This window comes from Hymenobacter amundsenii, from assembly GCF_002204745.1.
GTDB lineage: Bacteria > Bacteroidota > Bacteroidia > Cytophagales > Hymenobacteraceae > Hymenobacter > Hymenobacter amundsenii.
The window spans coordinates 185861-210005 of sequence record NZ_NIRR01000001.1 but is presented as its reverse complement, the minus strand read 5'-3'; the positions used below and the strand labels follow the sequence as shown (position 1 = coordinate 210005).

General features: G+C 59.1%; 19 protein-coding genes and 1 riboswitch. Of the genes, 10 read left to right on the top strand and 9 right to left on the bottom strand.

Annotated elements, in window-relative coordinates; translation table 11 throughout:
• Positions 1-148 precede the first annotated feature (148 nt).
• The 5 genes from CDA63_RS00980 to CDA63_RS00960 all read left to right on the top strand — a co-directional run bounded on the left by CDA63_RS00980 (position 149) and on the right by CDA63_RS00960 (position 6507).
• The gene (locus CDA63_RS00980) at positions 149-1285 is read left to right on the top strand and encodes an endonuclease/exonuclease/phosphatase family protein (protein ID WP_126546669.1); all 1137 of its coding nucleotides are present in this window, start codon (positions 149-151) and stop codon (positions 1283-1285) included.
• Positions 1286-1543: 258 nt separating this feature from the next.
• Positions 1544-3052 (top strand): cysteine--tRNA ligase, encoded by a 1509-nt coding sequence (gene cysS / locus CDA63_RS00975; RefSeq protein ID WP_088462573.1) that lies wholly within the window; start codon positions 1544-1546, stop codon positions 3050-3052.
• Positions 3053-3189: 137 nt separating this feature from the next.
• Positions 3190-4200: a M28 family peptidase gene (locus CDA63_RS00970; protein WP_088462572.1), complete on the top strand. Its 1011-nt coding sequence runs from the start codon at positions 3190-3192 to the stop codon at positions 4198-4200.
• A 174-nt stretch (positions 4201-4374) separates the two neighbouring features.
• A complete protein-coding gene (locus CDA63_RS00965; RefSeq protein ID WP_206780445.1) occupies positions 4375-5085 on the top strand; it encodes an energy transducer TonB in 711 nt (236 codons plus the stop codon).
• 135 nt (positions 5086-5220) lie between these two features.
• Entirely contained in the window at positions 5221-6507 is a 1287-nt protein-coding gene (locus tag CDA63_RS00960; protein ID WP_088462570.1) for a MutS-related protein, read from the top strand.
• A 26-nt stretch (positions 6508-6533) separates the two neighbouring features.
• Here CDA63_RS00960 and CDA63_RS00955 read toward each other — a convergent pair whose 3' ends face one another.
• Positions 6534-7439: a S66 peptidase family protein gene (locus tag CDA63_RS00955; protein ID WP_088462569.1), complete on the bottom strand. Its 906-nt coding sequence runs from the start codon at positions 7437-7439 to the stop codon at positions 6534-6536.
• Positions 7440-7570: 131 nt separating this feature from the next.
• Between CDA63_RS00955 and CDA63_RS00950 the strand changes: the two genes are divergently transcribed.
• On the top strand, positions 7571-8728 hold the full coding sequence (locus CDA63_RS00950) for an alpha/beta hydrolase (protein WP_165768135.1): 1158 nt from the start codon (positions 7571-7573) through the stop codon (positions 8726-8728).
• A 60-nt stretch (positions 8729-8788) separates the two neighbouring features.
• Here CDA63_RS00950 and CDA63_RS00945 read toward each other — a convergent pair whose 3' ends face one another.
• From CDA63_RS00945 to CDA63_RS00930, 4 genes are all read right to left on the bottom strand, one after another.
• On the bottom strand, positions 8789-10048 hold the full coding sequence (locus CDA63_RS00945; protein ID WP_165768134.1) for a homoserine dehydrogenase: 1260 nt from the start codon (positions 10046-10048) through the stop codon (positions 8789-8791).
• Positions 10029-11066 carry a homoserine O-acetyltransferase family protein gene (locus CDA63_RS00940; protein WP_088462566.1) on the bottom strand — a complete coding sequence of 346 codons (1038 nt, stop codon included), beginning with the start codon at positions 11064-11066 and terminating at the stop codon, positions 10029-10031. Before CDA63_RS00940 ends, CDA63_RS00945 begins: the two co-directional genes overlap by 20 nt.
• A 68-nt stretch (positions 11067-11134) precedes the next feature.
• Positions 11135-12517, bottom strand: a complete 1383-nt coding sequence (locus tag CDA63_RS00935) for an O-acetylhomoserine aminocarboxypropyltransferase/cysteine synthase family protein (protein ID WP_088462565.1) — start codon at positions 12515-12517, stop codon at positions 11135-11137.
• Positions 12518-12918: 401 nt separating this feature from the next.
• A riboswitch (SAM riboswitch) is annotated at positions 12919-13042 on the bottom strand.
• Positions 13043-13391: 349 nt separating this feature from the next.
• Positions 13392-13682, bottom strand: coding sequence for a LysM peptidoglycan-binding domain-containing protein (locus CDA63_RS00930; protein WP_088462564.1), 291 nt, complete (start codon positions 13680-13682; stop codon positions 13392-13394).
• Between the two features lie 249 nt (positions 13683-13931).
• Between CDA63_RS00930 and CDA63_RS00925 the strand changes: the two genes are divergently transcribed.
• A complete protein-coding gene (locus tag CDA63_RS00925) occupies positions 13932-14351 on the top strand; it encodes an META domain-containing protein (protein WP_088462563.1) in 420 nt (139 codons plus the stop codon).
• Between the two features lie 105 nt (positions 14352-14456).
• Here the strand turns inward: CDA63_RS00925 and CDA63_RS00920 are convergent, their stop codons facing one another.
• Positions 14457-15542, bottom strand: a complete 1086-nt coding sequence (locus CDA63_RS00920) for a lysylphosphatidylglycerol synthase transmembrane domain-containing protein (RefSeq protein ID WP_088462562.1) — start codon at positions 15540-15542, stop codon at positions 14457-14459.
• A 324-nt stretch (positions 15543-15866) separates the two neighbouring features.
• Between CDA63_RS00920 and dxs the strand changes: the two genes are divergently transcribed.
• Positions 15867-17807, top strand: coding sequence for a 1-deoxy-D-xylulose-5-phosphate synthase (dxs, locus tag CDA63_RS00915; protein ID WP_088462561.1), 1941 nt, complete (start codon positions 15867-15869; stop codon positions 17805-17807).
• Positions 17808-17864: 57 nt separating this feature from the next.
• On the opposite strand, the gene CDA63_RS00910 is transcribed toward dxs, so the two are convergent.
• The 3 genes from CDA63_RS00910 to CDA63_RS00900 form a co-directional block, all read right to left on the bottom strand.
• Positions 17865-18422: a hypothetical protein gene (locus CDA63_RS00910; RefSeq protein ID WP_088462560.1), complete on the bottom strand. Its 558-nt coding sequence runs from the start codon at positions 18420-18422 to the stop codon at positions 17865-17867.
• Entirely contained in the window at positions 18422-19657 is a 1236-nt protein-coding gene (locus CDA63_RS00905) for an AAA family ATPase (RefSeq protein ID WP_088462559.1), read from the bottom strand. Before CDA63_RS00905 ends, CDA63_RS00910 begins: the two co-directional genes overlap by 1 nt.
• Before the next feature lie 64 nt (positions 19658-19721).
• Positions 19722-20717, bottom strand: coding sequence for an SRPBCC family protein (locus CDA63_RS00900; protein ID WP_088462558.1), 996 nt, complete (start codon positions 20715-20717; stop codon positions 19722-19724).
• Between the two features lie 79 nt (positions 20718-20796).
• Between CDA63_RS00900 and CDA63_RS00895 the strand changes: the two genes are divergently transcribed.
• Together CDA63_RS00895 and CDA63_RS20705 are read left to right on the top strand one after the other, a co-directional pair.
• Positions 20797-21570 (top strand): alpha/beta fold hydrolase, encoded by a 774-nt coding sequence (locus CDA63_RS00895; RefSeq protein WP_088462557.1) that lies wholly within the window; start codon positions 20797-20799, stop codon positions 21568-21570.
• Between the two features lie 1576 nt (positions 21571-23146).
• Entirely contained in the window at positions 23147-23989 is an 843-nt protein-coding gene (locus tag CDA63_RS20705; RefSeq protein WP_165768133.1) for a T9SS type A sorting domain-containing protein, read from the top strand.
• Positions 23990-24145: the final 156 nt, after the last annotated feature.

Below are 24145 nucleotides of genomic sequence, written 5' to 3'. Positions count from 1 at the left end.
ACGAATACGAATAATAAGGGCGAGAAAGATAGGTAATCGTCGGCGCAAAACCCGGGCCAACTGCCAGGCAGATGGCCAAGCTGTTGAGCCGGTCCGGAACGCCTATCTTTGCCCCTTACTGAGTAGGTCTGGCGGAAAAAAGTTGCCTGTGCGTCGTTCGTTTGCTTTTAAGTGCACCTTGTTGGTGATGGGGTGGGTGCTGGTAGCCATTGCCTGCGCCCAGGTGCCCGCCTACACCTTCTGGCCGGCCATTTTTGGAGCCCTCACGCTGCCCATAGCGCTGCTCCTGAACCTGCTGGCCGCCGGCTACTGGCTGCTGCGGCGTTGGCCGGTGGCGCTGCTGCCGCTGGGGCTGGCCGTGCTGACCTGGCCCCATTTCCAGCGGGGGCTGGCCCTGCACCCGCTGCGCCTGAGCACAGCCACCGAAACGGCCGCCGCTGGACCCGTCGTGAAGGTGCTCTCGGCCAACGTGCGCATTTTCAACGTGTACCCGCAGCTGCGCAACGAGGGGCTGCAATCATCGAGGGAAATGGTGCGCTGGCTGGCCGAAAACCCCGCCGACGTGCTCTGCCTGCAGGAGTTCTACAACGAGCCCGCCGGCACCAGAAGCGGCGACGGCACCGTGTTCCGGACGATGGATAAGATTGGGAAGCAGGCCGGACGGGAATCTTTCCTGTCGAAGACGCTCACCAACAGCATGGGGGCCGAGTTCGGAATGGCCATCTTCTCGCGTTTTCCCATCGTGAACCGTGGCACCATCGGCTTCGGCAAGCTCACCCAGAACCACGGCATGTGGGCCGACCTGCGCCTGCCTAGCCACGATACCATCCGAGTGTACAGCTTCCATTTGCAGAGCATGAGCATGGAAGAAAAGGACATCGTGGACAGCTATTCGAGCAAAACCGGGCTGCGGCGCAAGGGCCTGGGGTTGCTCCGGCGCTTCAAGCGCGGGGCCATGCTGCGGCACTGGCAGGTCGATACGCTGGTGAACCGCTTCGCCCGCTGCCGTTACCCCATCCTGCTCTGCGCCGACCTCAACGACGTGCCCTACAGCTATAGCTACGACCAGCTGGCCAACCACTTCCAGAATGCCTGGACGAGCGTGGGCAACGGCGTCGGCACCACCTACAACGGTCGCATCCCTTTCTTACGCATCGACAACCAGTTCGCCGGCCCCCGCTGGCAGGTCAACGACTTTTGGGTGAATTACGAAATCCCGTACTCCGACCATTTTCCGACCACGGCTACTTACCAGTTGAAGCCGACGGAAGTACCAGCAAAGTAGGTGGCAACTGCCGCCGAAATGCTTTGTTTTTATACTGGTAAGCCAGCTGCATATACTGGTAATGGAACTTTATAAACTGCCGAGTCAGAATTTTATACCATTTGAGCCAAGGTTTGGACTTTGTTTTCGCTATTCCAGCCTTTGAAAGCAGTATTTCTAGTTTGATAAGCTGTTCTGTTACTATTTTACTCTGCCGCCAAGCGGGCCGAAAGCATAACTGGTCGCGCACTCTGCCAAACAGCGGTTACTTTTGCATCCATGCAGCAGCCTCTCTCGCTTTATAATACGCTTACCCGCCAGAAAGCCCCGTTCGAACCTCTGAATGCGCCTTTCGTGGGCGTATACCTATGTGGGCCGACGGTATACAGCGAGGCCCACGTGGGCAACGCCCGCGGCCCGGTGGTGTTCGACGTACTCACGCGCTACTTACGCTACCTGGAGTACAAGGTGCGCTACGTGCGCAACATCACCGACGTAGGCCACCTCGTAGACGATGCCGATGAGGGCGAGGATAAAATCGGCCGGATTGCCCGTGCCCGGCAGGTCGAGCCCATGGAAGTGGCCGAGGGCTACACCAACCTCTACCAGGACCACATGGTGGCTCTGGGCTGCCTGCCGCCCGACATCACACCCCGCGCCAGCGGCCACATCATCGAGCAGATTGAGATGGTGAAGCAGATTATCGGCAACGGCTTTGGCTACGAAGCCAACGGCTCGGTGTACTTCGATGTGCCGGCCTACAACGCCGCCGGCCGCGAGTACGGTAAGCTCTCGAACCGGGTGGTGGAGGAACTGCTGGCCGGCTCGCGCGACAACCTCACGGGCCAGGATGAAAAGCGCAGCCCCCTGGATTTCGCCCTCTGGAAACGGGCCGATGAGCGCCACCTCATGCGCTGGCCTTCGCCCTGGGGCGAAGGTTTTCCCGGCTGGCACCTGGAGTGCTCGGCCATGAGCCGTAAGTATCTCGGGGCCGAGTTCGATATTCATGGCGGCGGACTGGACCTGATGTTTCCGCACCACGAGTGCGAAATTGCCCAGAGCCAGGCCTGCGAGCATCCAACCAACGAAGCGCGGGTGTGGATGCACAACAACATGATTACCATCAAGGGCCAGAAAATGAGCAAGGCGTTGGGCAACTTCATCACCATCAGCCAGCTTTTCAGCGGCGAAAATGATGTGCTGACCCAGGCCTATTCACCCATGACGGCCCGCTTCTTCCTGCTCCAGGCCCACTACCGCAGCCCCGTTGATATTACCGACGAGGGCTTGCAGGGCGCCGGCAAGGGCTACCGCAAGCTCATGAACGGCCTGCGGTTGCTGGGCAAGCTGCAACTGCCCGACGGAGCCGTCGAGCCCGCCGCCGACACCAGCACTGCCGACACCGAACTGCGCAAGCTGGCCCAAGACTGCTTCGTGGGCCTCAACGACGACCTGAACACGGCCCGTACGCTGGCCAGCCTGTTCAATTTGCTCCGTAAACTCAATGGCTACGCCGCCAACCCCGCCACCCTGGCCCAGCTGAGCCCCGCTGCTTTGGCCGAAGCTACCGGCACCTACCACACGCTGGTGCAGGACGTGCTGGGCCTGCGCGACGAGCCCCGTGCCCGCGCCGAGGACTTGTTGGGCCTCACGCTGCATTTCTACCAGGAAGCCAAAACGGCCAAGGACTACGGCAAAGTCGACGAAATCCGGACTTCGCTCAAGCAGCAGGGCATCGTGGTGAAAGACACCAAGGCCGGCGTCGATTGGGCTTACAGCGAGGAGTAGGCCGCCAGGCCGCAAGTGCAACGCAAGCCGTAGCTTGTGCCGCCCGCCGGGTACCTTGCAAATGAACTGTTAGCTATTGGCTGATAGTTAACAGCCAATAATTAGCAGATTCCCCTTCATTCGAAGCTTTTCGCTCCATGCAAATCTTCTCCCGCCTCGTTCCGGCCGCTTTGGCTGGCCTGCTGCTACTCACCGGCTGCCCCGCCAAACAGGACGCCTCCGAAACCGTAGCCGCCGACGAAGCCGCCCTGCCCAAAACGCCGAACTTCAACGCCGATTCTGCCTACGCTTTCACCGCCCGGCAGGTAGCGTTCGGGCCCCGGGTGCCCAATACCCCGGCCCACGTGCAAACCGGCGACTGGATCATCGGGCAGTTCAAGCAGTATGGCCTCACAGTGAAGGAGCAGCCTTTCGAGGTCATGGCCTTCGATGGGAATATGCTTAAGTCGCGCAACATCATTGCCCAGTATATGCCCCAGGCCTCGCGCCGAATTGCCATTTTTGCGCACTGGGACACCCGCCCCTTTGCCGATAAGGACAAGGAAAATAAGAACGCCCCGCTCGACGGCGCTTCCGACGGCGCCAGCGGCGTGGCCGTGGCCCTGGAAATGGCCCGCGTGCTCAGCGCCCAACCCGATAGTCTGGCCCCCGGCGTGGGCGTCGATTTTATCCTCTTCGACTCCGAAGATTACGGTTACGACGGCGTCACGCAGGCTGATAAAAAGAATCTGCTCGGCAACCAAGACAGTTGGTGCCTGGGCTCCCAGTATTGGGCTAAAAACGTAGTACCCGCCAACTACAAGCCCAATTTCGGTATCCTGCTCGATATGGTAGGGGCCAAGGGCGCCCGGTTCAGCCGCGAAGGCATCTCCCGCGAAAAGGCCCCCGATAAGTTGGAACAGGTCTGGAATACGGCCTCCAAATTGGGCTACTCCGATTACTTCATTTTCGCCGATAGCCCCGGCATCGACGACGACCACGTCTACACCAACCAAACCGGCGTGCGTACCATCGACGTCATCGACTTCCTGCCCAGCGGCGAGTTTCAGGCCTACCACCACACCACCCAGGACAACATGGCCAACATCGACCGGCGCACCCTCAAGGCCGTGGGCCAAACGTTGCTGACGGTAGTGTACGGGGAGTAGCTGATGAGCTGTCAGCTGCTGTCTTGTTGATTTGATGGCTGCCCTACAGCCAATACCGCATATAGCCAAGGTTTTTAACGCCCAAACTCACCAACTTATATAGCCGATAGCCTGCCAGGCTCGCCTTCTACTATGCTCTTCCCTACTCCGCCCCGGTTGCTATTGCTGTTTTCCTTGCTGGGCATTTCGCTTACCAGCCAGGCGCAGCTTACTCAAAAAGTTGTGATGCCCCATGCGTCCGGCCTGGGCCGGGAGGAATATATGGTATTGCAGGCGGCTCCCGAAACAAAGCAAGGGGCCTATTGGCAGTACGCGGGCCCGAAAGGCACCACGCTGGTAACTAAAGGGTTTTATGCCGCCGGCGAGAAAGACAGCGTCTGGACCACTTATTTCGACCGGGGTAAAACACTCCAATCCAAAGGCCGCTACCAGCACGATCAGAAGAAGGGGGTGTGGGAATACTATTCCGACAAAGGCAGTCCAGCCCTTAAAATCGACCACAGCACCGGACAGACGCTGTTTTCATTGCCCCCCAAACGGCCTTCTCAACTCGTATGCCGGCCCCTGCCCGGAGCGGCAGTCCTTACTGCAAACCCGCAATATGCGGAGGGTGCGGATGCGCTTCTAATGCGGATTGGTATGAACATCCGGTATCCGGCAATGGCCCTGCGCAACAATGTAATGGGGCAAGTCTTGGTAGCTTTTGTCATCGACAGCACGGGTACTGCCACCAGCTACCGCGTGGTAAAAGGCGTCGGGTCGGGGTGCGATGAGGAAGCGTTGCGGGTGATCCAACAACTGCCTGGCGGCTGGATTCCGGCTTACACCAACGGGCAGCCAGTAGCCGCCGAATGCGAAGTTCCTGTGATTTTTGCCATCAAGTAGGCATTCGGCTGCTACCACCGGTAATCATTCAGGCGGGAGAGCATAAAGCCGACTTATTGGCTGAAAGAAAACCGCCCCGGCAACGCAAGCTGCCGGGGCGGTTGGCGTTGTGCTGGTTTCTATCTAACCTGCGCCATGCTTTTAGTCGATGACCTCCGGCTCGAAACTGATATCCTGCCGCTGCTCAATTTCACGTACTCCCACGAGGGCGAGGCGGCGTTGGGCCGGCTGCTGCGGGAGTTGCCGCCGACGGTGGTCCAGGTAGAGGAGAAGCAGGCCGTTTTTCGGGCGTTGCTCGGGCAGTGGCACGTGGTGGCGGAGTTCAGCTACTCCCGGATTCAGCTGGCCGAGGTGCAGCGGTTTCTGCACGAGGTAGTGAGCGGGCAGCTGGCGCTGGAAACCAACCGGCTGCGGCTGGCGGCGCGGTTGCTGCTGTCGGAGGAGGCCCGCTACCGCAGCCGTGCCCGTTACGTGCAGGCCATTCAGTTGCTGCGGCGGCTGGAGCAGCACTACTTCCGTTGCCTCGATCCGGCCGGTTTTCCGCCTGGTGGCAAGGTCCGGCTGGCGGTTATCGGGCGGTTTCTGGAGCGGTTTAGCTTGGCCGACACGGCAGCGGCCATTGCCGAAGACCAGTTTTCGGCGGGCCGGATGGTAGTTTTTGCCCAGCAGTTGGCCGCCGTAAGCCCCGAGGAACTGGCCGATTTCTGGGCCGCGTTCTTCTGGTTCGAAGCCTGCTGGTCGGCCGCGAAGGGCATGCGGCAACTGGGCTTCACGTTTCCAGGGTTTCAGGCGGCCGGGCTGCACCTGGCCGAGTTCTACCACCCAATGCTGCCGGCGCCGGTGAAAAACACGCTCGACCTCGACCCCACCGATAACCTGGTGCTGCTGACCGGCCCCAACATGTCGGGCAAGTCTACGCTGCTGCGGGCGGTGGGGCTGTGCGTGTACCTGGCCCACGCGGGGCTGGGGGTGCCGGCCGCCGCGTGCCGCGTGCCGTTCTACTCGTCTATTGTGGTAGCCCTGAACCTGGCCGACAGCCTCAGCAGGGGCTACAGCCACTTCATGGCCGAAATTCAGAACCTGAAGCGGGTGCTGGAAGCGGCCCAGGAGCCGGGCCGGGTGTTTGCGGTGTTCGACGAGCTATTTCGGGGCACCAACTCCGACGACGCCCTCGACATCACCCGCGCCACGGTGGCCGGGCTGGCGGGTTTCCCGCAGTCCTGCTTCCTGATTTCCACCCACCTACTCCAGCTCGAAAGCCAGCTGCCCGACCAGCCCGGCCTTCGCACCTACTGCATCGAATGCACCTTGCACGCGGGTGTACCCGTGTTTTCCTACCGCCTGCGCCCCGGCTGGTCGAACCTGAAAATAGGGCGGGTACTCTTCGACAAAGTAGGCCTGCCCGAGCTGCTGCGGCCCTAACGCGCCGTCCGACGCAGACTTTCTCCTTACACTCCCACCAGCCGCGCCCCCGTTTCGTCCACTGTCAGGCGCATCTGCTGGCCTACCACTAAGGCCATATTCTGGGGTTCGTGGCCGACGGGGAAGCCGTGGGCGACTGGGAAACTGTACTTGGCGGCGTAGTGATTGATGATTTCGCCGGGCGTGAGGCCGAAGGGTACGGTATTGTCTTGGGGGTTGGTAAAATGACCCACCACCAGCCCGGCCAGCCCGGCCAGTTTGCCGGTGCGGTCGAGGTGGACCAGCATCCGGTCGATGGCGTAGAGGTATTCGTCGATGTCTTCCAGAAACAGCACGCGGCCGTCCGTTGATACGTCGGACGCCGTGCCAGTGAGGGTTTGCAGGATGCTCAGGTTGCCGCCCACCAACTCGCCCACGGCAGTGCCCGGGCGGTTGAGCGGGTGGGCCGGCACCTCGTAGGCCAGTGCCTCCCCAAATAGCGCCCGCCGCAGGCTCTCCAACGATTCCTGCCCGGCTTCCTGGTGGAACAGCAACGGCATCACGCCGTGGATGCTCTGATAGCCGCGCCCCAGCAAATGGCAGTTGAGGGTGGTGATATCGGAGAAGCCGGCCACCCATTTCGGGCTTTCGGCGAAGCGGGCAAAGTCGAGCCCATCGATGATGCGGGTGGTGCCGTAGCCGCCCCGGGCGCAGAAAATGGCCCGGATGCTTGGGTTGTCGAGCTGGTGCTGGAGGTCTTGGCGGCGTACCTCGTCGGAGCCCCCGAACTGGTGGTGGGCCACGTTGGTGCTTGCGCCCAGCGTTACGCGCAGGCCCCAGCTTTCGAGCGTTGTTACGGCCGCGGCCAGCTCGGCGTGCGAAGCCTGGCGGGCGGGGCAGACGATGGCCACCCGGTCGTGGGGGCGGAGGGGCGGCGGAGCTATAGTAGGCATGTAGTAAAAGTAGTGCGTCAGTTGTTGAGAAGAACCTCATTCAGCCCACGCGCTGAATGAGGTTCTTCTCAACAACTGGCAACCGGCAACTCAAACAGTACCTCTTTCCAACTATCTTTCGTACCCTACTCGTGCGCTTACTTCTCCTCCTGCTTCTGATAACTGGCCTCTCAACTCCGGTTCTGCGAGCCCAATCGGCCCCGCCCGATACTGCACGTGGCCGCTACCACCGCCCGCTTTTCCAACAGGTGAAAGTGCGGCGTAACGTCGAATTTGCCCAGGTTAGTGGCCTTCTGGGGCAGACCCAGCCGCTCTACCTCGATTTCTACGAGCCGGCCGGCGACACCGTGCGCCGCCGGCCGCTGGTGCTGCTGGCCCACGAGGGCGCCTTCGTAACCGGCACCCGCGACGATGCGGTGATGACCGAGCTCTGCACCCGGCTGGCCCGGCTGGGCTACACGGCTGCCAGCATCGATTACCGGCTGCTGTTCTTCCCTTTTGACAGCGTGGGCATTGGCCGGGCCGCCATCCGGGCCACCCAAGATATGCGCGCCGCCGTGCGCTTTTTCCGCCACGATGCCGCCACGGCCCGCCGCTTCCGGCTTGATGGCCGCTATATTTTTGTGGGCGGCTCTTCGGCTGGGGCCTTCATGGCCCTGCAAACCGCCTACCTCGATAAAGCCGCCGAAGTACCTGTCTACCTGAACCTGGCTGCGCTGGGAGGCCTTGAAGGCAGCGGGGGCCACGCCGGCTACAGCAGCCGTCCGCGGGGCGTCATCAACCTGTGCGGCGCGCTGGCCCAGGCCAGCTGGCTCGGCCCCGGCGACGTGCCGCTGCTCAGCATCCACGGCACCCGCGACGGCATTGTGCCCTACAACCGGGGCCTGATTGGCGGCCCGCTGCCGGCCCAGGTAGTGGCGGGCAGCGCGGTGCTGCGCCGCCGGGCCTCGGTCGTGGGCGTACCCAACGTGCTGCGCCCATTGCGCGGAGCCGGCCATGTACCCTATTCCTTCGAGCCCACATACCTCGATTCGGTCTTCGTGCCCATGCGCGACTTTCTGCGTCCGCTGCTCGGAGCCGGTGCCCCCGGCCCACTGCTGGCTGCCGCCCTCAACCCCCGCCGCACGGCCCAGGCCACGGCCCTGCTGCCACGGCGGCGCGTAGAACTGCGTTTGCCCGAAATCCAACCCGGGACTTCTGGGCCAGATTCCGCTGAGCTTCTGCCGAATTATAGCCATCCGGCACTACCCGCCGCTGTACCGCCAACTGGAGCTGCCCCGCTGAAATAGAGCGGCAGTCGGCGAGCTATTACGGTGAGGCGGTGCCGAAACAACGGCCGCCACCGGTAGCTAGGCCGATGCGGCCACGGTCTCTACTTCTTCCCCGATGGGTCGCAGCCGGCCGGTACGCACGACGAAGGCGCCATACTGGCGCAGCGTGTCGCGGTGGCGGATGAGGTGTTGCAGGGCGACGTAGCCCACCACGTATTCGTCCTCGTCGGCCTCCTCTGAAATTTCGCTGAAATCGAGCAGGTCGATGATTCTCGGTTCGTTGGTGCGCAGGTAGATTTCCACCTCCAGGTCGGCGGCGTATTCGGGGGCTTCGGCGGCTTTATGATATTGATAAGCGAAGCCCTGGCGCAACGCGGCCAGGTCGGCCAGCACGGCCGAGCCGGTGGGGTGCCCGCCAGCCCCGCGCCCGCGCAGGAACTGCTCCCCGGCAAAGTCGGCCTCTATCACCACGCCGTTGAATTCGTGGTCGACGGTGTAAAGCGGCGAATCGGGCCCAACCAGTTGGGGTGTAACCAGCACGGTTACGCGGCCGTCCGGCAGGCGTTGGAGGCCAGCTACTACCTTTATTTTCTGGCCCTGGCTGGCGGCAAAGGCAATATCCACGGCCCCGATGCCCTCAATGCCCAGGTTCAGCACCTGCTCGGGGTCGAGGAAAGCACCGTAGGCGTGGGCGGCCAGCAGCACTGCCTTGGAGCGCGGGTCGAAGGCGCCCATGTCGAGGCTGGGTTCGGTTTCGGCGAAGCCCAGCTGCTGGGCTTCGGCCAGGGCGGGGGCGTAGTCGGCGCCCTCCTCGCCCATGCGGGTCAGCACGTAGTTGGAGGAGCCGTTGAGGATGCCCGTGAGGCGGTGCAGCGGTTCGACCCCGAAATATGCTTCCAGCGTACGGATAACCGGAATGCTGCCACACACGGCCGCCTCGTATAGCAAGGTGCCGCCCGTTTCGCGCTGGAGTTGCACCAGTGCGGGCAGGTGGCGAGCCAGCATGGCCTTGTTGGCCGTTACCACCCGCCGGCCCCGGCGCAGGGACTCGCTCACCAACCAAAAAGCGGTATCCGCGTCGTCGATTACTTCCACCAGCACGTCCAGCGAATCGTCGGCCAGCAGCAGCTCGGCGTCGAACTCGAATCGCTCGGCGGACAACGTGCGCGCTTTGGTGGGGTTCTTCACCGCAATGCGGCTGATGATAAAGCCGGCTTCGGGGCGCTGGTCCAGGATATCGTACAGGCCCTGGCCCACGCACCCGAACCCAATAAGGCCCACCCGCCACTGCCGGGTAGGGAAGAGGGCAGTAATATGGTTAGGCTGGTTCGTAAGCATCGGTAGGGGCAGCGAATCGTTCGAGAAAATGGGTGATTTGGGCGGCTTCCAGCAGGAAGCCATCGTGGCCGAAGGGCGAATCCATTTCGGCGTACACGGCTCCCCGGATGTGGCGGGCCAACAGTTGCTGCTCCGCCACCGGAAACAGCACATCGGACGTAATGCCCACCACCAGCGTGCGGGCCCGGATGCGGCCCAGGGCGGCGGCCACCCCGCCCCGCCCACGGCCTACGTGGTGGCTGTCCATGGCCCGCGTCAGGGCTACGTAGCTGTAGGCGTCGAAGCGGACCGCGAGCTTATCGCCCTGGTAGCGCTGGTAGGAGCTGGCCGGAAAATCGTCCAGCTTCTCCTCGTCTGGTTCGGTTTGGGTGCGGCCGTAGGCTTCGGCGCTGCGGTAGCTGAGCAGCGCTACCGCCCGGGCGGCCCGCAGCCCGGCCGCCCCGCCCGCCGGGGTGTCGGCCGCGTAGGTAGCATCAGCAAAAATGGCCAGGCGCTGGGCCTCGTTAAAGGCAATACCCCAGGCCGAGTGCCGGGCGTTGGTAGCCAGCAGCACCAAGTTGCCGAACACGTTTGGGCGTTGCACGGCCCATTCCACGGCCTGCTGCCCGCCCAAGGAGCCCCCGATCAGGGTGTGAATGCGGGGAAGATCCAGGTGTTCGCGCAGGGCTTCGTGTACCGCCACCATATCCCGGATCGTGATGAGCGGAAAGTCGCGGAAGACCGGGCGGGCGGTTTCGGAGTTGGGCGTGAGCGGGGCAGTGGTGCCGTAGCAGGAGCCCAGCACGTTGGCGCACACGATAAACCAGTCGGCCGGGTCGAAGTGGCAGCCCGCGCCCACCAACCCCGGCCACCAGTCGGCCGCGTCGGCGTTAGCCGTCAGGGCGTGGCAGACCCATACTACGTTGTCGCGGGCCGCATTGAGGTGGCCGGAGGTGTGGTAGGCCACCTGCACGTGGGGGAGCACGGCCCCGCTTTCCAAGGGTAGCGGCTGCGCTAGTTGAAACTGGTGAATAGGCATGTTTTGAGCTTTTAGCCGATAGCCATTAGCTGTCAGCTTCGTTCGGTAAAAGCTATCAGCTAAATAAACTATACTTCCAGCGGCTGTTCGTGCTCCGTTAGCGGCTCGGGCAGTGGCTCGTCCTGAGTGTGGTCGGGCGTGGCGGCGTTATGTACTGCGTCGAAAGCCTGCTGCAAATCAGCCTGAATGTCTTCGAAATGCTCGATGCCCACCGACAGGCGCAGCAGCGTGGGCGTAACGCCGGCGGCCCATTGCGCGTCTTCGGACATTTGCTGGTGGGTGGTGGCGGCGGGCTGGATGATGAGCGTTTTGGCGTCGCCCACATTGGCCAGATGGCTCACTAGCTTGAGGTTATCAATGAACTGGGTAGCCGTATCCTTACTGCCTTTGAGGGCGAAGGTGAGCACGCCGCCATAGCCGCGCTTCAGGTATTTGCGGGCCAGTGTGTGGTAGGGGCTGCTGGGCAGGCCGGGGTAGTTCACGGCTTCCACCTGCGGATGCTGCTCCAGCCAGTTGGCCACGCGCAACGCGTTTTCCACGGTGCGCTCCACCCGCAGGCTCAGCGTTTCGAGGCCCTGCAACAGCAGAAAAGAGTTGAACGGGCTCTGGGAAGGACCGAAGTCGCGCAGCCCTTCTACCCGGGCCCGGATGATGAAGGCAATGTTGCCGAACGGCCCGTTTTTGCCGAATACGTCGCTGAACACCAGGCCCTGGTAGCCCTCGGACGGCTCGGAGAACTGCGGGAACTTGCCGTTGCCGAAGTCGTAGGTGCCGCCATCCACGATTACGCCGCCCACGCTGGTGCCGTGCCCGCCAATCCACTTGGTGGCCGATTCCACCACAATGTGCGCGCCGTGCTCCAGGGGCCGAAACAGGTAACCGCCCGCCCCGAAAGTATTGTCGACGATGAGCGGCAAATCGTGCTGGTTGGCAATGGCGGCCACGGCCTCAAAATCGGGGATGCTGAAGCTGGGGTTGCCGATGGTTTCGAGGTAGATGGCCTTGGTGTTTTCGTTAATCAGGGCCTCAAAGCTGGCGGGTTGGTCGCCGTCGGCGAAGCGCACCTCAATACCCAGCCGCTTGAAGGCCACCTTGAACTGGTTGTAGGTGCCGCCGTAGAGGTGGGTCGTGCTCACGAAGTTGTCGCCGGCCTGCAGAATGTTGTTGAGGGCAATGAACTGGGCCGCCTGCCCCGACGATACTGCCAGGGCTGCTACGCCGCCTTCCAAAGCCGCCACGCGCTGCTCGAACACGTCGGTGGTGGGGTTCATTAGGCGGGTGTAGATGTTGCCGAATTCCTTGAGCGCAAACAGGTTGGCCCCATGCTCGGCGTTCTTGAACACGTAGCTAGTGGTCTGGTAAATGGGCACGGCGCGGGAGCCCGTAACGGGGTCGGGCTGCTGGCCGGCGTGGAGTTGAAGCGTCTCGAAGTGGAAGTTGGGCGTGGACATGGCAAGGCTGGATTAGAAGACGATAAGTTTTGAAGAAGGGAAGTGGAATGCACTGGTTGCCTGCGGAATAGGGGCAGCTAGAGGCCGCACCGAAATAGGCATTGCCGGAGGCAAAATGAGCCAAGCGGGCTGCGAAGAGGCGGCCGGGTGCTAAAAGGCACCGCCGGTCAGGGCCGGGAAAACAGGAGGGGGGAGGTAGGAGGCTACGGAGCCGGACTCAGGCTAACAACAGCAACAACGCAGGCCGCAAAAGTCACGCATTCGCATTCGGCGGGCCGCTGGGGCTGCTGCAAACGCAGCCGGGGCAACGCCAAAACCCCACGGCGAACCGGCGGGCCCGAAGGCGGCCGGAGCGGTGGGGGAGGAAACGACGAAAGCGAAGGAGTTTTCCATGGCACAGTGAGTTATATGCCCCGCCGCCGTACGGTTCGTACAAGCTGGTCGGGCAGGAATTGGCACCTTTCGCGCGGTCGAAGGTTGCCAGTGGGTCAGGGAGCCTGTTCTCTCGCCACTTCTGTATAAATCCTATGAAAACTGTTCCGCCGCGAGCGGACCAGTACCGGGTTGGTGTTGCAAAGGTATGCGAGAGAATTTGGTATTTGCAATAGGTTGAGTAATTATATTTAAAAATATATGGTCAACGGCTAACGTACGCAAATGATGAGATAAGTAGTTGAAGTATAAATTATTAAGTGCTGATGCTGTGATTTTTTTAACCCCAGTATCCATTCTGCGAGACCAAAACGGGAAAGGAGAACACCAATTATATGAGAGGGAATTGGTCAAAAATCGGAGCTAAGCCACTAATAAATCCATAGAAAAAGCCACCCGTTTCGGGGTGGCTTTTTTGAATATTTCCGGGAAGTGAAGGGCCTTAGAGCTTCGGCAGCGTTAGGATCTGACCCACTTCGATGAGGTCGGGGTTGGAGCCAACAACGGCCTTGTTGGCGTCGTAAATCTGGTGCCACTTGCTGGCGTCGCCATAGTGATTCTTGGCGATTTTCGAGAGGGAGTCGCCGCTTACTACAGTATAGGTTTCGCCGGCCGTAGTGTCGGCATCTTTATTGGAGTTACCGAAAAAATCGGTAGTGCCGTCGGCGGGCGTGGTGTTGGGGGCAACTGGTTTTTTATCGCCTTTGTCGGAGAGGAAATCAAAAAGTCCCATGGGAATAGTTCGTTAGCTTGGAGGTGAGGAAAGGAGTAGAGACGCTGGCAGACAGCGGGGAATCAGGCACTTCTACGCCGTGGTAAGTAATAGGTTGTATTGGGTCTGGAAACCTCCTATCGGTTGGTAAGCTCCACCGTAGCTGGAGCGAACCTCGGGGGCAGCGTTACCGTAAGAGGCGCAACACTGGCAGCCTCGACGTAGCCTTTCATTTTGTCCATTCTTTCATCTATCCTTTCCCTCTCTCCAATGAAAACCCTGACCTCCACCTCCTCGCGCCTGCTGGCCAGCCTGTTTATGCTCGTACTGCTCTTCACTGCTGCCTGCGGCGGTAAGGAAGGCACCGTTGAAAGCGTAAATATGCTCTATGGCAAAGACAGCAAGACCTGGAAAACCGACAAAGAAATGGACGCTACCGGCGACAAAGTGAGTCAGAGCGATGCTATGGAAGACCAGCGCGTGACCTTCTACGCCAACGGCCAGTATAACATGATGTCGGGTGCCCAGACCATGAACGGTAAATACACCTTCGACCAAGGTGCCAAAACTATTACGATGATGCCCGCCGGTGCCGCCCAGTCGAACATGTTCACGGTAGTAACCCTGACCGACGACAAGCTGACGCTTAAGGGTTCCGACGGTTCGGAGCTACGCCTGGAAGGCGAGTAATCCGAATACTATCTGTATCGAACTTAAGCAATAAAAAGCCCCTTCTGCTATCGGCAGAAGGGGCTTTTTATTGCTTGCTAAGTACCAACAGGCTGCTGCTGTCCACTACGAATGCATTAATTCCTGAGCCTTGCGCTTGCCGTAGATGCGGGTAATCCAGCGGGGTAGGAACACGGCCCCAAGTACCAGATAGAGATAGTATGTGACGATGCGGTAGAGTAGGACCATGAAGTTGGTCATGGTAGCCGTGCCAATAAACTTGCCGAAGAACGTAGGAAACGCGCCCTCGGCCACGCCTGCGCCGCCGGGCGTAATGGCAATCAACAGAATGACTTTGTAGGTGAGATTACGCCCGAAGATCAGCCAGAATTCGGTCCAGCCCACGTCGATGAAGGCGCCAATCAAACAGCCAATCACGAGGTAACGGGCCGTCCAGACGAAGGCCGTGCTCAGGGCGGCCCGCAGCCAATAAGCAGCCCCGTTGCCGCGCAACTGGGCGGAAGCCAGCACCAGCTCGTTGCCCAGCTTATAGGCCCGCCCCCGAAACCGCCGGAGCATCCGCACCGAAAACAACCGCACCAGCAGCCGCTTTACGGCGCTGGGGTTGATGAAAATGGCATATACCATCAGCAGCGCGTAAGCCGTTACGAACACGTAGCTCACCACAAAGCCGATGCGCAAGGCCGTTATCAGCCCGCCCTGCAGGGCCTCGTGGGGGTAGAGCGTTTCGCCCCCGATAACCACCACCAGCGGTACCATGAGCACATAGTACATGTTATCGAGCATGGCAGTGGCCATGATGTAGGCCACCGACTTGCCTAGCGGAATGCCTTCTTTATGCAGCAGCACCGGGGCCACCGCCGTGCCGCCCACCGCCGAGGGCAGAATGCAGGATGAGAACTCCCAGAGCATAATCACGTCGAGCGAGGCCCGCCAGCTCAGGGCTTTTTCGGTGAGGTAGCGGATGCGGTAAACGTAACCGGCGTCGCGGGCCAGCAGGATGGCAACAGTAACCAGCAGCCACCAAGGCTTGGCGTTGGCCAGCGGGGCCAAGTCGCCGGGCCGGTAGCTGCGCCAGAACATGAAGGCCACCACACCCAATCCAATCAGTACCGGCAGCACAATCCGCGAGGGCCGGAGCTTATCAAGGAGCTGTTGGTCTTCAGATTGGGTGTTGGGGAACTCGGGCATGGGGTAAAGGTAGCGGGTTGAACGGTTGGGTAGGATTGGAGGTCGGGTTGGGGTTGGAAAGAAAGTCTCCAGAAGGAACGTCATTCAGAGCGCAGCGAAGAATCTCGCATGCTGACATCTGGCTACCTCTACAACGTCAGCACGCGAGATTCTTCGCTGCGCTCTGAATGACGTTCCTCTTCCCATCTAGTCACTTCATCCACCGGAACAGAAAACCCGTAACTTTGGCAGCTGACCATAGTCGAATGCGTGGCGGAAGATAACTTTCGGGCGTAGGCGGCTGTTGCCACGCTACTTATATCTTCGTTTCCTACCCCTGCGCGCATGATTGTTGAACCCGGGCCCCTGCTGGCGGAAATTAATTCCCCCGACGACCTCAAAAAGCTCAGCCCCGACCAGTTGGTGCAGGTGAGCCAGGAATTGCGCCAGTTCATTGTTGATTCGGTTTCGATTTACGGGGGCCACTTCGGCGCTTCGCTCGGCGTAGTGGAGCTATCGGTGGCGTTGCACTACGTCTTCAACACGCCCCATGACCAACTGGTGTGGGATGTGGGCCACCAAGCCTACGGGCACAAAATCCTCACCGGCCGCCGCGACCGGTTCCCGTCGAACCGCCGCTACCACGGCATGTCGGGCTTCCCTAAGCGCAGCGAAAGCCCCTACGATGCCTTCGGGGTGGGCCACAGCTCCACCAGCATCGGGGCCGCGTTGGGCATGGCGGTGGCTTCCGATTACAAGGGCGAGTTCGACCGCCAGCACATAGCCGTGATTGGCGACGGGGCCATGACGGCCGGCATGGCCTTCGAGGCCCTCAACCACGCTGGCGTCGAGAAGTCCAACCTGCTCGTTATTCTCAACGACAACTGCATGAGCATCGACCCCAACGTGGGCGCGCTCAAGGAATACCTCACCGACATCACGACTTCCCGCACCTACAACAAGGTGCGCGACGAGCTCTGGAACGTGCTGGGCAAGCTCAGCAAGTTCGGCCCCAACCCCCAGCAGATTGCCCGCCGCGTCGAGCAGGCCATGAAGGCTACGCTGCTCAAGCAGGGCAACCTGTTCGAGGCCCTCAACTTCCGCTACTTCGGCCCCGTTGATGGGCACGACGTGCAGCACCTGGCTACCATCCTGGAGGACCTCAAGCACATTCCCGGGCCCAAGCTGCTGCACTGCGTAACGGTGAAGGGCAAGGGCTACGCGCTGGCCGAAAAGGACCAGACCCTCTGGCACGCGCCGGGGCTGTTCGACAAAATCACGGGCGAAATCTACAAGAAGACGCCTGATAAGCCCCAGCCGCCCAAGTACCAGGACGTGTTTGGGCACACCATCGTGGAGCTGGCCGAGGCCAACGACAAGATTATGGGCGTGACGCCGGCCATGCCTTCGGGCTCGTCGCTCAACATCATGATGAAGGCCATGCCCGACCGCGCCTTCGACGTGGGCATTGCCGAGCAGCACGCCGTTACGTTCTCGGCCGGCCTCGCCACCCAGGGCCTGGTGCCGTTCTGCAACATCTACTCCTCCTTCATGCAGCGCGCCTACGACCAGGTAGTGCACGACGTGGCCTTGCAGAACCTGCACGTGGTCTTCTGCCTCGACCGGGCCGGTTTCGCCGGCGCCGACGGCCCCACCCACCACGGCTGCTACGATTTGGCCTTCATGCGCTGCATCCCCAACATGGTGGTGTCGGCGCCCATGAACGAGGAGGAGCTGCGCAACCTGATGTATACGGCCACGCTGCCCGAAAACGCCGGCCCTTTCAGCATCCGCTACCCACGGGGCGAGGGCGTGATGCCGGATTGGCGCAAGCCCATGAAGAAAATTGCCATCGGCACTGGCCGCGTGGTGCGCGAGGGCGAAGGCGTGGCGGTGCTCAGCATCGGCCACATCGGCAACTACGCCACCAAAGCCACCGAGCAGCTCCGCGCCGAAGGCCTCAACCCCGGCCATTACGACCTGCGCTTTTGCAAGCCACTCGATGAGGAAATGCTCCACGACATCTGCCGCCGCTACCGCGCCCTCGTGACGGTGGAAGACGGCTGCGTGCAGGGCGGCTTCGGCTCGGCCATCCTCGAATTCATGGCCGACCACGGCTACAGCCTGCCCATGCGCCGTCTCGGCATCCCCGACCGCGTAGTGGAACATGGCACCCAGGACGAGCTCTACAAAGAGTGCGGCTTCGACACCGCTGGCATCGCCACCGCCCTGCGCGAACTGAGCGGCAAAGCCGTGAAGCCGGTAGCCGAAAAGGTGCTGCTGTAAGTCCCTCGCTGACTTGAGTGAAGCCCCACTGTTGCAGGTCAGTGGGGCTTTTTGCGTTTAAAACAAAACGTTGTCCTTCGCGTCGAAATCAATGGAAGACCGAATATTGCTGTCGATATATTCCGCAATGGAAAGTAGCGTTGTGGTCGGTGCGGGAAATAAAGGGCCGTAACCTACGAAGGCGTAAGCCCGGACACGATGATAATCAGTCAGGATGCCATCGGCCTCAAATTGCTGGATGCTGGCCAGGAGTTGCTCACCGGCTTCCAGAAGCCGGGTTTCCTGATTACGGTCGTCTACTGCGTCCCGCCCCTCGGCGCGAATCTTGAACTCAACGAAGCACACGTCACGGTCCTCAAAAAACACGCAGTCACAGCGTTTGGGAGCCGGTTGAATTCTGCCAATCAGGCACTTGTCGATGGCGGCTAAATGAATCGGCCGGTTACCGGGATTACGCACTTTAAAGTGACGCTCCTCATCATAGTGCTCGTCAGCTACGCGCGTTACCCAAGCCTCCCCTGGCAAGTCAGCGTAATAAGAAATGACTTCCGGATAAACCTGGATACAGCCTTTCTGCCGACAATGCGTGAACCGCTTTTCAATGGCTGTTCGCATTATGCTGGCTGTTTCCTGAGGCGCAACAAGCTGCGGAAGGCATCCGAAATATTGCCTGACACAGCATCTAATTCGTTGCCACCAATTAAATCCGTGCGCTCATCCTGAATGGAACGTACAGTTCCATCAGCCACGTAGTAAGCCGCAAATTCCTCCGGATTTATCCACGAAGTCCGTGGTACAATCTTCTCAATTTCTGCCTCCAGTTCGGGCCGTTCTTTCCAGACCTTGTAAGCTTCCATTAGCAAGTTGCAACTGGCGAGAATATAGGGGCTGTGCGTGGTTATTGTCAGGTCATTCTCCCCAGCCGTGCATTTCTCCACCAGCCAGTTCATCAGACCCTGCTGCGCGGTAGGGTAGAGGTTGAGTTCAGGCTCTTCAATAATGAAGCTTTGCGCCTGCTCCTTCTGCCGCGAAAGATGCTCCAGCAGCACCAGCATTGGGGTGACGGATTGGATACCGCTGGCAGATTGATGGAGTTTTATCGGATGCTTTTTTCCTTCAATTTTAATAAGATCTTCATCATTTTTGTGGAAATAATCTATTTTAAATAAAGGTATATGTAAGTTGAGTACCTCTACCCTAGATTGAGCGTAATTATTTGCAAATTCTAAGAGTGTAAATGGAAGGCCTATGTCATCTCTCATTAGTCCAGCCCATGAGTTATTTAATGACGAAACAAATATTCTTTCTGAAGGAATATATATAGGATTGGTATACAAAAATACATTTGAGAGTATCATTTTTGTTATTTCACGACTAGTATTGTTAACTAAATCATCTACTATATTCTTAATATATTCTAAATCTTGATTGGATTTGTTATTAGCGTTAATTGATTTAGAATAATCATTTATTGAATTATCCAAGATATGCATCTGTTCCTTAACTCGATTTGATACTATTTCTGAATAATTGCTAACTCGGTTGTTCATTATATTGCGAGTAGATCTATCGTAAGTAATTCTACCTTTATTCCATTTTGCTCTATATTGGCCTCTGGAGAGTTGTAGATAAGTATTTTTTTCAAAATATTTTTCTAATCCATAATGATCGAATAGAAATGCGGAAGTTTCTTGTGGTAGGTGAAAATTTACATCCCTAAAAATAGCCGCCAACTTCGCCAACGTGCTCTTGCCGCCGCCGGTAGGGCCAATAAAAACCGTGACTCGTTTGAAGTCCACAGTGGCGTCTTTGATGGGGCCGAAGTTCTTGACGGTGAGTTGCTCGTTCATGGCGGTAGGGTATGCGGGCCGCCGGAGGGGCGGGTAGTAAAGATACGGTTTCGGAAGGGCGACGTTAGCGGCGGGCAGCAGCCCCGGCCGCGTCGGTTTCGCAGCGGCGGCGGATGACTTCCAGGATGCGGCGCTGGATTTCGCTCATGATGTAGCCAGTCCAGAGGCCGGCGTAGGGGTTGAGGCGGGTGCTCAGGCGCTGGCGGCTGTAGAGAATCAGGTGGGTGCGGCCAGGGCCGGCGGGTTCCAGCTCGTAGGTGCCGCGCAGCACGTCGAAAAACCGGCCGCCCACTGTTATGTGCTCGTCGAAGGTGGTGGGCGGGATGGTGGCCGTGTTAGGCACGATGCTGAACGAAATGCGCCGCTGGGGCTCCCACACGTCGATGGTTTCCATGAACTCCACGCCCCGCTCGAAGGTCGCGCGGCGCACCCCGCCCACACCTTCATGGCTGAGGGTGGCTTCTATGGGCCTGGGGAAACCCAGGCGGTCTACGGGGCTGGGGCCTAGGTCCTGGGCCGTAATGGGGGGCACCCGCACGATGTGCCGCCACACCACGGCCGCCGGGGCCGCAATAACCACCGTGTTTTCCACCCGCCGGTACTCGTCGGGGGCCGTAAGCTGGCGTTCGAGGGGGGCCAACGCGAAGGGCAGTAGGGCAAAGGCGGCCACCACGTAGGTTTTGGTTTTGTCGTCTTTCTCCTTAGTTAGATACGTGTACACAAAAGCCCCCAGCGTAGCCGTGATGATGAACAATGGGAAAATCATTAGCACGCAAACCATGCCTTCCAGGTGAAACAGCAGCGTTGTGACCAGAAATACCAGCACTGTCAAGGAAGGCCCCCACACCAGCCGCCACCATTTGTAAGCAGTGCGCGGAGTGAAGTGAGCCGTTACGGCTCCCAGGGCCATCGGAATCAGCAGCAGGAAGCACAGCATCATGAGGCCCCCGCCAAAGTTGAAGTAGTTGGTGGCGAAGACGAAGCGTCCCAGCAAGGCGACGAGCAAACCTGCGCCGCTGGCAATCAGGTAGTGGTAGTGGTGTCGTTCGATAAAGGCCATGCGGGAGCGAGGTAACGGGAACTGATGCGGTAAAAGTGCGTATTTGCTGGGATTCCGCCCCCTTTCCCGCCTGCCACTTATGTCCGCCACCCAACCTACCCTCGTCTTCCTCCACGGCTTCGCCGAAAGCCCCGAAATCTGGACCGATTTCACCCGCGGCTTCCCCACTCGCTACCGGGTGCTCACGCCCACGCTTCCCGGCCACGGCCCCAACCCGCAGCCGGTAGCCGATTACGCGATGGAAGCCCAGGCCCGTGCCGTACTAGCTGAACTTGATGCGGCTGGTGCCGATAAAGTGCTGCTGGTGGGCCATAGCATGGGCGGCTACGTGGCCCTAGCACTGGCCGAAGCCCACCCCAAACGGGTGGCTGGCCTCGTCCTCTTCCACAGCACCGCCCTACCCGACCCCGCCGAAAAGCAGGCGGCCCGCGACGAAAGCGCCGGTTTCGTGCGCCGCCACGGCGTTGAAAAGTATATGCGCTCCGCCATCCGGCCCCTGCTGGCCCCCGCTAACCGGAAGCGGCTGGCCGCTGAGCTAAAGCAGTTGGAAGAAACAGCTGCCGTCACCCCCGAAACCACCATCTTGGGCTGTCTCGAAGCCATGAAGCACCGCCCCGACAATACCCACATCCTGCGCGATGCTAAGTTTCCGGTGCTCTTCCTCGGTGGTCACGACGACCCGGCCGTGCCCCTGGAAACCCTGCTGCCTCAGCTGGCCCTGCCCGCCCAAAGCCACGCGGTGCTGTTGCGTGGCGTGGGACATTTGGGCTTTATTGAGGAACCGGAGTTGACGCGCCGGGCGGTGCTGGACTTTGCGGCGGGCGTGTTGGGGGAGATAGATACTGGTAAATAAGGCATGGCTAACAACTCATGATAAACGCCTGGGCAATGGCAAACTATGAAAATACCGTGGATTTTGGATTTTATAATGGATCTATAGTTGTAGTCATTTATGTCAACTAAATTTATCCTTGAGTTGTGCAAGTAAGGCACTCTTCCTGCGTTCTTCTTGTCAACCGTTAGTCCAAAGCTTATCTGCATTGAGAGCTACGCTTTTTCCTCCTCCTGACCTGCTTGTTAGGTAGGGTATTGAACTCTGGAACGGCTTCCGCTCAATGTTGCGGGCGGTTCACTATTAGCTTTCCCTCATATCTGCGTTGACATGCAACGGTGCTTCTAGTACGGATGTACCTGTCTATCCTGATGGCACATGACGGTTGCAGATCATTATAACAAAGGATTCGAGGGGTGGCACTTTTACCGCCATGAATTCAAGCAGGGCACCGCGCTGACGAAGGTTTATCTACTCTAGTCTTGGGTGCCTTACGCCGGTCTATTAGAAGATATAGATGTTTTTCCTGTAGAAGGAATCTTAGTTCCTTTTAAAGCGTTCAGCCCAAAAATCCACATTAAGCCCGTGAGGGACATGTCAAATGAAAAACCTGTACAAGCTACTTGCCGCCGCGCTCTTTGCATTATCAGTAGGCATCACGGAGACCCAAGCTCAGTGCTCGTCTAACTTCGATTTCACTGCGCCCAACAGCGCCACTGCAACTAAAGTAACGAACGGAACAAATTTAGCTCCTTCTTTCTATTGCCCTGGTACTACTTCTGCTACTGCTAACAGGATAATAGTTACGCTTGAGAATCAAACGGGTGCATCTATTTTTGTGTTGAGAGATGCCACTGGTATTAGCGACCCTGGTGGAAACAATGCGCCATTGGGGCCTATCTTGCAGACAGTTAATCTTGACAACGATCCTGCTACAGCTGCGCCAAACACTGCTACAATTCAACTGCCAGTGGCGTCATCGAGCCGCACTTTTCAGTTCACCAGCCGGCTAGTTAACTGTTCTAATAACAAATTTGATGTAATCGTTGTCACGACCGCCCCGACGCTTAGCATTGATGCTACCACTCCGTCTGGCGCAGCAGTAAACAGCACGGTTTGCCCCGGCACAACGGTAAGGCTAACGGCTGCGATAGGCGGCGAAACAGCGCCGGCCAACCCTGTTTATACGTTCTATACGGTCAATGCCAGTGGTGCAGAGACCATTCTGTACACTGGATCCAACAACTTTGTTGATGTTATTCCCACCACTAGTACAAACTACTTCGTGCGCACTGCCACCACGACCTGCGGTAATAACACCGTACAGTCAATCAACGTAGCAACCAACCAAATTGTAGTGTCATCCAGCGCTACGGGTGGCGTATGTGCCGGAACGCCGGTTTCGATTTCCGCAAACAATCTGGTAGCAAATTCTTCGTACACCCTGGTAGACGGCTCGGGTGCCACTGTCGCTACTGCTACGTCATCGGCTACTGGAACCGTTTCTTTTAGTGTTACTCCAACTGCTTCTACTACCTACACCGTCAAAGGAGCAATTCCTAGCTGTTCTACTGGTTCGGCACAGGGCTCTGTTACAGTGAACACCAACAGCCTTGCCATTTCTTCTAACGCCCCCAACAATACCACGACTACGCCAGGCACGAGTGTTACCCTCACCTCAACCGGCGGAACTGCCGGCTCCTACACCTATACGGCCTTCACTAATGGTGTTACCACAACAGTATCCGGCAATGGTCCTTCGATAATGGTGAACCCCCTCACTACCACTCGCTATACTGTTACTGGCCCAACGGCCGCCGGCGGCTGCCCAAGTTCTGCCATCGTGCAGATTCAGGTGGGTAATACGCCCTTGCCAGTAGGCCTAACCACCTTCACGGCTACCCAAACCAGCCAGGGAGCGGAATTGCGCTGGGCAACTGCTTTCGAACTCAACAACAACTACTTTGACATTGAGCGCAGCCTCGACGGGGCTGAGTTCCGGTCCGTGGGTCGGGTAGCAGGTGCCGGCACTACCAGCGGCGCTACCACCAGCTACCGCTTCACCGATGCTACTCCCGTACCAGCCGGTGCCACTGCCGTGTACTACCGTCTGCGCCAGGTCGATTTCTCGGGCGATGCCACGACGTCGGGCGTACGGATAGTGTCTGCGTCCAGCGCCACCAACGAACTGGCAGCTAGTGTTTTCCCCAACCCAGCCACCGATGTTGCTACCGTTCGTTTCGTGTCGGCTATGGCAGGGCCGGTAACCGTGGAAGTGCGCAACGTGTTGGGCCAGCTCCTGCTGCTCAAAACCGTAACAGTTCAGTCTGGTTTGCAGGAAATTGTTCTGCCCGAAGCCGCCGCCTGGTCGGCCGGCATGCACTACTTGGTGCTCAGCCAGAACCAGCAGCGCCAGGTTCTGCGCCTGAACCGCCGCTAAGTAAACCAACTGTGCCCTTAAACCGGGCATAATATGCGAGCCCGTTCCTTCTGCTGAAGGGGCGGGCTCGCTGCTTAATGAGAGTAGATATTGGTCTGGTTACCGTTCGGTTAGGCCATCAGTAGACTCTTATTCAGCGTCGGCTTAGCAATCTGG

Excerpts from the sequence above, each read along its gene's own strand:
- CDA63_RS00930 (WP_088462564.1), bottom strand. The coding sequence starts at position 13,682 with ATGGGACTTTTTGATTTCCTCTCCGACAAAGGCGATAAAAAACCAGTT.
- CDA63_RS00940 (WP_088462566.1), bottom strand. The coding sequence starts at position 11,066 with ATGCCTATTCACCAGTTTCAACTAGCGCAGCCGCTACCCTTGGAAAGC.
- CDA63_RS00945 (WP_165768134.1), bottom strand. The coding sequence starts at position 10,048 with ATGCTTACGAACCAGCCTAACCATATTACTGCCCTCTTCCCTACCCGG.
- CDA63_RS00935 (WP_088462565.1), bottom strand. The coding sequence starts at position 12,517 with ATGTCCACGCCCAACTTCCACTTCGAGACGCTTCAACTCCACGCCGGC.
- CDA63_RS00970 (WP_088462572.1), top strand. The coding sequence starts at position 3,190 with ATGCAAATCTTCTCCCGCCTCGTTCCGGCCGCTTTGGCTGGCCTGCTG.
- cysS (WP_088462573.1), top strand. The coding sequence starts at position 1,544 with ATGCAGCAGCCTCTCTCGCTTTATAATACGCTTACCCGCCAGAAAGCC.
- CDA63_RS00900 (WP_088462558.1), bottom strand. The coding sequence starts at position 20,717 with ATGGCCTTTATCGAACGACACCACTACCACTACCTGATTGCCAGCGGC.
- CDA63_RS00925 (WP_088462563.1), top strand. The coding sequence starts at position 13,932 with ATGAAAACCCTGACCTCCACCTCCTCGCGCCTGCTGGCCAGCCTGTTT.
- CDA63_RS00910 (WP_088462560.1), bottom strand. The coding sequence starts at position 18,422 with ATGCGAACAGCCATTGAAAAGCGGTTCACGCATTGTCGGCAGAAAGGC.
- CDA63_RS00895 (WP_088462557.1), top strand. The coding sequence starts at position 20,797 with ATGTCCGCCACCCAACCTACCCTCGTCTTCCTCCACGGCTTCGCCGAA.
- CDA63_RS00960 (WP_088462570.1), top strand. The coding sequence starts at position 5,221 with ATGCTTTTAGTCGATGACCTCCGGCTCGAAACTGATATCCTGCCGCTG.
- dxs (WP_088462561.1), top strand. The coding sequence starts at position 15,867 with ATGATTGTTGAACCCGGGCCCCTGCTGGCGGAAATTAATTCCCCCGAC.
- CDA63_RS00920 (WP_088462562.1), bottom strand. The coding sequence starts at position 15,542 with ATGCCCGAGTTCCCCAACACCCAATCTGAAGACCAACAGCTCCTTGAT.
- CDA63_RS00905 (WP_088462559.1), bottom strand. The coding sequence starts at position 19,657 with ATGAACGAGCAACTCACCGTCAAGAACTTCGGCCCCATCAAAGACGCC.
- CDA63_RS00955 (WP_088462569.1), bottom strand. The coding sequence starts at position 7,439 with ATGCCTACTATAGCTCCGCCGCCCCTCCGCCCCCACGACCGGGTGGCC.